This window comes from Limnothrix sp. FACHB-881, assembly GCF_014698135.1.
GTDB lineage: Bacteria > Cyanobacteriota > Cyanobacteriia > CACIAM-69d > CACIAM-69d > CACIAM-69d.
In genome coordinates this window covers 190,739-198,457 of record NZ_JACJSN010000008.1, presented here as the reverse complement: position 1 = coordinate 198,457, position 7,719 = coordinate 190,739, and the positions used below count along the sequence as shown (strand labels likewise).

At 57.4% G+C, this 7,719-nt stretch carries 4 protein-coding genes and 1 pseudogene; 2 read left to right on the top strand and 3 right to left on the bottom strand.

What is annotated here, in order from left to right; all coding sequences use genetic code 11:
• The 3 genes and pseudogenes from H6G52_RS10150 to H6G52_RS10140 form a co-directional block, all read right to left on the bottom strand.
• A pseudogene (locus H6G52_RS10150) lies at positions 1-110 on the bottom strand (photosystem II D2 protein (photosystem q(a) protein)); the annotation flags it as partial.
• Positions 111-242: 132 nt separating this feature from the next.
• Positions 243-431: a hypothetical protein gene (locus H6G52_RS10145; protein WP_190528052.1), complete on the bottom strand. Its 189-nt coding sequence runs from the start codon at positions 429-431 to the stop codon at positions 243-245.
• Positions 422-1,957, bottom strand: a complete 1,536-nt coding sequence (locus H6G52_RS10140; protein WP_190354551.1) for a glycoside hydrolase 100 family protein — start codon at positions 1,955-1,957, stop codon at positions 422-424. Before H6G52_RS10140 ends, H6G52_RS10145 begins: the two co-directional genes overlap by 10 nt.
• A 268-nt stretch (positions 1,958-2,225) precedes the next feature.
• On the opposite strand from H6G52_RS10140, the gene H6G52_RS10135 reads away from it, so the two are divergent.
• Positions 2,226-4,511 (top strand): HAD-IIB family hydrolase, encoded by a 2,286-nt coding sequence (locus H6G52_RS10135; RefSeq protein ID WP_190528050.1) that lies wholly within the window; start codon positions 2,226-2,228, stop codon positions 4,509-4,511.
• Between the two features lie 736 nt (positions 4,512-5,247).
• Positions 5,248-7,716: a GAF domain-containing protein gene (locus H6G52_RS10130; protein ID WP_190528048.1), complete on the top strand. Its 2,469-nt coding sequence runs from the start codon at positions 5,248-5,250 to the stop codon at positions 7,714-7,716.
• The last annotated feature ends 3 nt before the right edge of the window (positions 7,717-7,719 follow it).

Sequence of the window (7,719 nt, the reverse complement as noted above, 5' to 3'; positions counted from 1 at the left end):
AGCAGCAGACCCGACCAGCCGACGAAGACGAAGCGATCCCGCTTCAGCCAGTCGTCCACTACGTCGAACCACCCGCGTTCCGTGCCCACGCGTCCAACTGCGATGGTCATGGAAGAACTCCGAGTAAGAAGGGAAATAAATGACAAAAATGAGAGGTCAGGGATGATCGATGGCCAAGGGCGACTAAGCACAAAGCGATCGAATCGCCACAATCACTCTCAGAAAAGTTTAACTTTCTTTACCTAAATCCGGCTAGGGGATCGCCCCAGGAATTCGGCCGGGGGTTCCCCGGCATTGTGCGGGTCAATGCTCAGGGCGGGGCCCTGGGGCGATCGCCGGGCCCGAACCGGCAACTCACGCGATCGCCCGCTGCGGGGCCTGGTTCGGTCACCATGGGCGATCGCGTTGGCTGCCAGCGTCCTCAATCCCATCGCAAATCCTGATATTGCGCCTCGATCGACAGGATCGATCGCAATCCCGGCATATCCAACACCGTGGCATCGGCCGGCTTATTCAAAAAATGATGAACCAACAGCAGGCCCGTAAAAGTCCAGGTTTGGTAAAGACGCGCCTCTTGCCCCAACCAAACCCCCGTGGGCCCATCAAAATATTCCGGCCATTTTTGTTCCGGTAACCGCTTCAACAACACCTGATAGGCATCTTGCAAGCAATCCCAGAGCGACTCGTGCAAATGCCCAAAGCGATAGTAGGGCGTGGTTGACGTTTGTTGATGTCGCAAAACAGCCACCACAAAATACCAAAGCAGGCAGGGCCAGTGACCGCCATTGTGATAGCACCAGGGGCGATTTTTGGAGTCATATCCCGTTTTATTGCGCCAATCACTGGCATCCAAAGGGGGATGGCAAATGCGCAAAGGCATTTCTCCAAACAAATCAGCTTGGTTATTCAGCACCAATTGAAAGAGGGCACGCTGTTGGGAAAAGGTGAGCACATCAAAAATCGCGCCCAAGCAATTTCCCAAGGAAAAAAAGCGAAAATCGGGGCGACCTGTACGGATATTACCAATCAGATATCCCCCTTGATCGCCCAGCCAGGTTTGCAACCAGTGGGGAATCGTTTCGGTGCGAATATTATATTCATTGGAGACTCGCTCGCCGTATTGATCAGTGGGACGACGGCGCAGGATTTGAATGGTTTTACCATTAATCCAATAGTGCTGAAGCAAATAGCGACGCAGGCGACGGGCCAGGGCAGTGGCGTATCGTAATTGCCAAATTTGCTGCCGGATAAAGGGATCGGTGAGGGCTGCCGATCCGGCAGTGCTGCCAATCACTTTTTCCTTCAGGTCGCTATGAATTAAAACGACGGAACTGAGCAAGGCTCCATACAGCAAGGTTTGAATTTCTAAGGGTGCGCCCCACACATCCAAGGGGCGATCGATCATGAAGGCTCCATCGGGTACGTAAAGGGTTGGAGCGTGCCGAAACCATGGATGCAAAATCAGCCGCAGAAACCGCTGGATTCCCTGTTGGACTTTGGGTTGTTGGCTCCAACTCCAATCGCCCGTGCGTTGCACATAAACATGGGCCAAAATCGGCCACCAAAGGCTGGCATCAACGGAGGAAACCCGCCCGATCGCCCGTTGGCCATAGTCAGCCACCAGGGTTTGGCTGTTGGGTTCCACATAAAAGCTGCTGGGAAAAATGCCTTCCGTTTGGGGATCGGTGCTTTGCAAGTCCAGACAAATATCTAGGAAATCTCGCAGTAAATCCGCTCGTCCATCCAGCAAAAAATAAATCATCACGGGTACGTTATCCCGGATGAAAACTTCGTTGTAATTCAGGTCAGGATCCGGCGGGGCATCGGGTCGATCGCGCCGAGGTTGTGGCAAGGCGGCAAAGGTTCCCACGGGGCGATCTCGACAGTAAACAATTGATTTGTCATAGAGCAAATGCCGCGCGTGATGAATACTTTGAACGCTGTCAAATCGAGCCATAAATGCAAATCCTTAGCGGAAATCTATCGCCTTGTGGCCGGTGCTTAACCGATCGCCGGGCAATTTGAGGTTCGGGTAACCCCTCCAAGCTACTCAAAATTCGCTGGTTATGCTGGAGAGGCCGAGCGGCACGTTTCGGCCGGTCGTTCAACCAGTCGTTTCACCGTCAGTTGCCGAGTTACTCAAGGCTCGATTCAGCATCCCGAGGGTCATTGGTCATTACCCATCGCTGAAGAACGGGCTGTTCATGGAGGATTCCAACAGAACCATGACTGACTTGAAAAACCTGTATATCGTCACCATTAGCATTCACGGCTTGCTGCGGGGCAGCAATTTGGAACTGGGCCGCGATGCTGATACGGGTGGTCAAACCAAGTACGTGGTGGAGCTGGCGCGATCGCTCGCCCAGCGTCCAGAAATTGATCGGGTCGATCTCATCACTCGCCGCATCCAAGACCCGAAAGTGAGCGCCGACTATGCCCAGCCCATTGAACCCCTCAGCCCCAAATCGCAAATCGTTCGGCTGCCGGCCGGGCCGCGTCGCTATCTGCGCAAGGAGGTGCTTTGGCCCCATCTCGATATCTTTGCCGATGAAGTCTTGCGCTACCTGCGCACGGTGGGCCGCACGCCGGATTTGATTCACAGTCACTACGCCGATGCGGGCTATGTGGGATCCCGGGTGGCCGGGTGGCTGGGGGTGCCCCTGGTACATACGGGCCATTCACTGGGGCGGGTGAAGTTGCAGCGGATGTTGGAGCAAGGCAGCAAGCCGGCCGCCCTGGAGGAGCAGTTCCACTTCAACACCCGCATTGAAGCGGAGGAAGTCACCCTGGCCAGTGCCAGCTTGATTGTGGCCAGCACACAACAGGAAGTGCAGGAGCAATATCAGGTTTATGACAATTACCAGCCCGATCGGATGGTGGTAATTCCGCCGGGCACGGAGCTGCAGCAGTTTTATCCACCGCCGGCCCAATGGCCCACCCCACCGATCCAAACCCAGCTCGATCGATTCCTCACCGAGCCGCAAAAGCCGATGATCCTGGCCCTGTCGCGGGCGGAGCGGCGCAAGAATGTGGCCAGTTTGGTGCAGGCCTATGGCGAGTCGCCGGAATTGCAATCCCTGGCCAACCTGGTGTTGGTGCTGGGCAGCCGCACGGACATTGCAGCCATGGAGCCGGGCCCCAGGCAGGTGATGACGGAACTGATGCTGTTGATCGATCGCTACGATCTCTACGGCAAGGTGGCCTATCCCAAGCAACACCAGAGCACCGACGTGGCGGATTTATACCGCCTGGCCACCCAAACTCGGGGCGTGTTCATTAATCCGGCCCTAACGGAACCCTTTGGCTTAACGTTGATTGAGGCGGCGGCCAGCGGTTTGCCGGTGGTGGCCACCAATGACGGCGGCCCGCGCGATATTCTGGCGGCCTGTGCCAACGGGCAGTTGGTGGATCCGTTGAATCTTGACCAAATTCGATCGGCCCTTTACCAAGCCTTGACCCAGCCCGATCGTTGGCAACAGTGGTCTGAGCAAGGTTTGGCAGGCGTGCGACGCACCTTTTCCTGGGAAGCCCATACGGAAAAATATCTGCAACAGATTCGGCAACTGTTACAACCCAAGGCCTTGCATGTGGGCAGCGCCCTCAGCGTCACCACCCCGGCCCATCGCCAGCGGCGGGAGGTTTCCACGAATCCGCTGATTCGGGCAGAACATCTGTTCATTTCCGACATTGACAACACCCTGATTGGCGATCGCGAAGGACTGGATCAGCTCTTGGCCCAGTTGCTGGTGGACGATCGGGCGATCGGGTTTGGTGTGGCCACCGGGCGCACCCTGCCCAGCGCCCTCGAAACCCTGCAAGATTGGCAAATCCCGCTCCCGGATGTGTTGATCACGGCCGTTGGCAGCGAAATTCACTACGGCCCCGACCTGGTTCCCGACACCCGTTGGCGACAATACATCAGCCACAATTGGCAACCGAACGCCATCCGCAACGCCTTGAACGACATGGAAGGCCTGGTGTTGCAGCCCGCTGCCAACCAGCGATCGCACAAGATCAGCTATTGGATTGATCCGCAAATTGCGCCCCAAGTTCGCCAAATTCGCCAATATCTGCGCCGTCAGGGGCTAAATGTCCGGCTGATTAGCTCCCATGGGCAATATTTAGACATTTTGCCCTGGCGTGCCTCCAAGGGCGATGCCCTTCGCTACTGCGCTCTGAAGTGGGGATTTTTGATCAAAAACCTGCTGGTGGCGGGCGATTCGGGCAATGATGTTTCCATGCTGCGGGGCAACACCCGGGCCGTGGTGGTGGGGAACCACAGCCGCGAACTCGATCGGCTGCGCACTCATCCAAACATCTACTTTGCCGGAGGGCACTACGCTTGGGGCATTTTGGAAGGGTTAGCCCATTACCAAATTCCTGGCTTTGGCGATCGGCCTCCGTCCCCGTTGGTGTATCCCAGCCCGATCGCCCGTTTCGGTAGCAGCTCGATCGCAGGCGATCGCCCCGGTGGCCCCAAACAGTCAACCTTGCAGCGGGCCCTGTCTTGAGCCTAATGGGCGACAACCAAGTCACATCCCCAAACCGATCCTTCCCATAATTCAGTGCTCGATCGGGCGCTGGTTGGCCTCCGAAGCGTGATCGTTGCGACGGAAGCTAGCAGGGTCTCATGCTCAAATCATGAGGGATCGGGCAACTCCAACAACATCCATGCGGGTTCAGCAGTCCCATCCTGGCGAGGCTGCTTAGCCCGCATCTGTTTTGTTTTCTGTTTTATAGATCGGCTGATCAATCGGCTGGTCGATCAGCTAGTCGATCGGTTGGTGGGTTCGGTCTAGATGTCAGTTTGCATCTCTGTTCGCATCTCTAATTTCGCATCTCTAATTCGGTGGGCTTCAGGGAGCGAATCAAAACCTTGAAATCGGGACTTTCTGCGGCAGCGTCCGGGTAATCTCAGTTAGTCTGTGCTGAGGGAATTGTCGCTTGCTCAAACCAAGCCTCTTGCACCATGGCCGATCGCGTGCTGCCCTGCCCCATTCGCTTGTGCTTCTATTGCCCTGGAGTCATGCCCGCAAGCCGCTGGCCCCAGTCTCCTCAGCTTCAACCCAGTCCCCCAATCATTCCCGACGGACTTTCCAAAGTCATTCTTCCCAAAGCAATTCTTCCCAAAATAATTCAGGCCGTCCTTTCAGACTGTTGTTAACGTATGGGAAGCGTTGATCGTCCCGTGCGATCGCCCCTGGGGATCCGTCATCCTGCCTTCGAGAAGTCCTGTTGCCTAGCCCCATGACCGACCCGTTCAGCACCGCCTCATCTCCTGCTGGATCGACCTCACCATCGACCCCACCGTCTCGGTCAGAACCTGACGCGAGCATTGCTCTGCACCCGGAGGCCGATTCGGCTCCTCCCTACCGGGCCGTGAGCTTTGATGAGCATCAGGTCAATTTTCAATCTCTGATTGAAAAAGCCACGGATATTGTAGTGATTTTGGACAGTTGCGGAATTTTTCGCTACGTCAGCCCCTCCACCGAGGGCATTTTGGGCTACACTTCCGCTGAAACCGTGGGGCAACCGGTCGAAAACTTCGTGCATCCGGTAGATTTGCCCGCCGTCCAAGGCACGATCGCGGCGGCCCTGGCCCAACCCGGCGTGAGTCAACGGCTGTCGGATTATCGCGTGCGCCATGGGGACGGCTCTTGGCGTTTTTTTGATGCGGTCACCACCAATCTGCTGGACGATTCGGCCGTGCGCGGCATTGTGGTGAACTGCCACGACATCACGGAACGGCGCTTGGCCGATCGGGTGTTGATTGAACGGGCCCGGCTGTCCAAGTTGGAGGCGGAGGTGGGGGCGGCCCTCGCTTCTGGGGGATCGCTGTCGGAAGTGTTGCAACGTTGCACCCAAACGATCGCCGGGGCCCTGCAAGTGCCCTTTGTGCGGGTTTGGACCTATAACCGGGAGGCGCGGTTGCTGGAGTTGCGAGCCTCAGCCGGTCAACATTCCCTGGTGGCGGAATTTCCCACCTATATCCCGATCGGGGCTTCCCTGGTGGGGGCGATCGCCCAAAGTCGCCAACCCTACCTGACCAACTGCACCGCCACCGACCCCAACTTTGAGGCCCGCGATTGGCTCGACAGTGAGCAGGTTGTGGCCTTTGCGGGCTATCCCCTGATTGTGGATGACCAATTGGTGGGGGTGATGGCCCTGTTTGGGCGGCGGCCCATGGTGTCGGCGGAACATGGGGCCCTGGGTTGGATTGCCAGCGTCTTGGCCATGGCCATTGACCGAGCCTGGGCCCGCGAGGCCCTGATGTCGCGGCGGGAGGCGCTGCTGTTTCGGTTGGCGGGGCAAATTCGCCAATCCCTGGATGTGGAAGTGGTTTTGCAAGCGGCGGTGCAGGAGATTCGATCGCTCCTGCATGTCGATCGCTGCTTGTTTTTGAACTATTGCCCCCGGCCGGTGAACAAGGACGTGACCTTCCTAGAGCAATCCTATTGGGAAGTGGCGGCCGAGTCGGCCCAGGGCAGTCTACCGAGCTTTGTGGGCAAGCAGTTACATGGCTTGGCGGCGGGAGTTGCGCCGTTGCTGTTGCAGTGGGAAATTGTTTGCACCGATGAGGTGGTGCGGCCGGCGGCGATTACGGTGCAGGAATTTTTGGCGCAACTGTCGGCGGGGGCCGCACTGATTTTGCCGGTTCAGGGCAGCCGCACCACCTTTTTGGGAGCGGTGGCCTGTGTGGAGCATCGGGGCGATCGGGTCTGGAGCGAAAGCGAGGTAGGCCTGTTGCGGGGGGTGTGCGACCAATTGGCGATCGCCCTGGATCAAGCGGCCCTTTACACCGATGCCCAAGACAAGGCCCGCCAAGCCCGCGACCAGGCCGATCGCCTGGCCCAAGCCCTGGATGAGTTGCAGTCTACCCAAATGCAACTGTTCCAAAGCGAAAAGATGTCCAGCCTGGGGCAAATGGTGGCCGGCATTGCCCACGAAATCAACAACCCGATCGCCGTTGTCCATGGCAATTTGAAATATGCCCGACAGTATTTGGCGGAATTGCTGAGGGTGATTGACACCTATCGATCGACCTATCCCGAAGCCCACGAGGCGATCGACCAACTGTTGCGGGACATTGACTTAACCTTTGTTCGCCAAGACTTCACGAAACTCCTGGAAGCCATGGGGTTGGCAGCGGAGCGAATTCGGCAAATTGTCCTTTCCCTGCGCAACTTTGCTCGCCTCGATCGAGCAGGGATGAAACCCACCAATCTCCACGAATGCTTGGACGAAACCCTCACCCTCCTGCGCCACCGGCTGGAACCCCATGGGCGATTTGGGGGCATTCAATTGGAGATCGATCGGGGAGAACTGCCCCTGGTGACCTGCCATGGGGGCCAGATGGCCCAGGTGTTGATGAACCTCATTGGCAATGCCATTGACGCGATGGAGTCGATCGATCGACCCGCCATCTTAAAAATCAGCACCCGTCTGTTGAGCAACGGCCCCCAATCGATCGCGGAAATTGCCATTCGTGATTCGGGCTATGGGATTTCTGACGACATTCGCCCCCATCTGTTTAATCCCTTCTTTACCACCAAGCCCGTGGGTCGCGGCACGGGCTTGGGCCTGTCCATCACCTATCAAATCGTGGTGGAAAATCACGGCGGCACGATCGACTGGACTTCCGACCCGGAATGGGGCACAGAATTTGTGATTCGGCTGCCGGTGTTGCTGCCCCTGCCGCCCAGTTGCCGCACCTGAGCG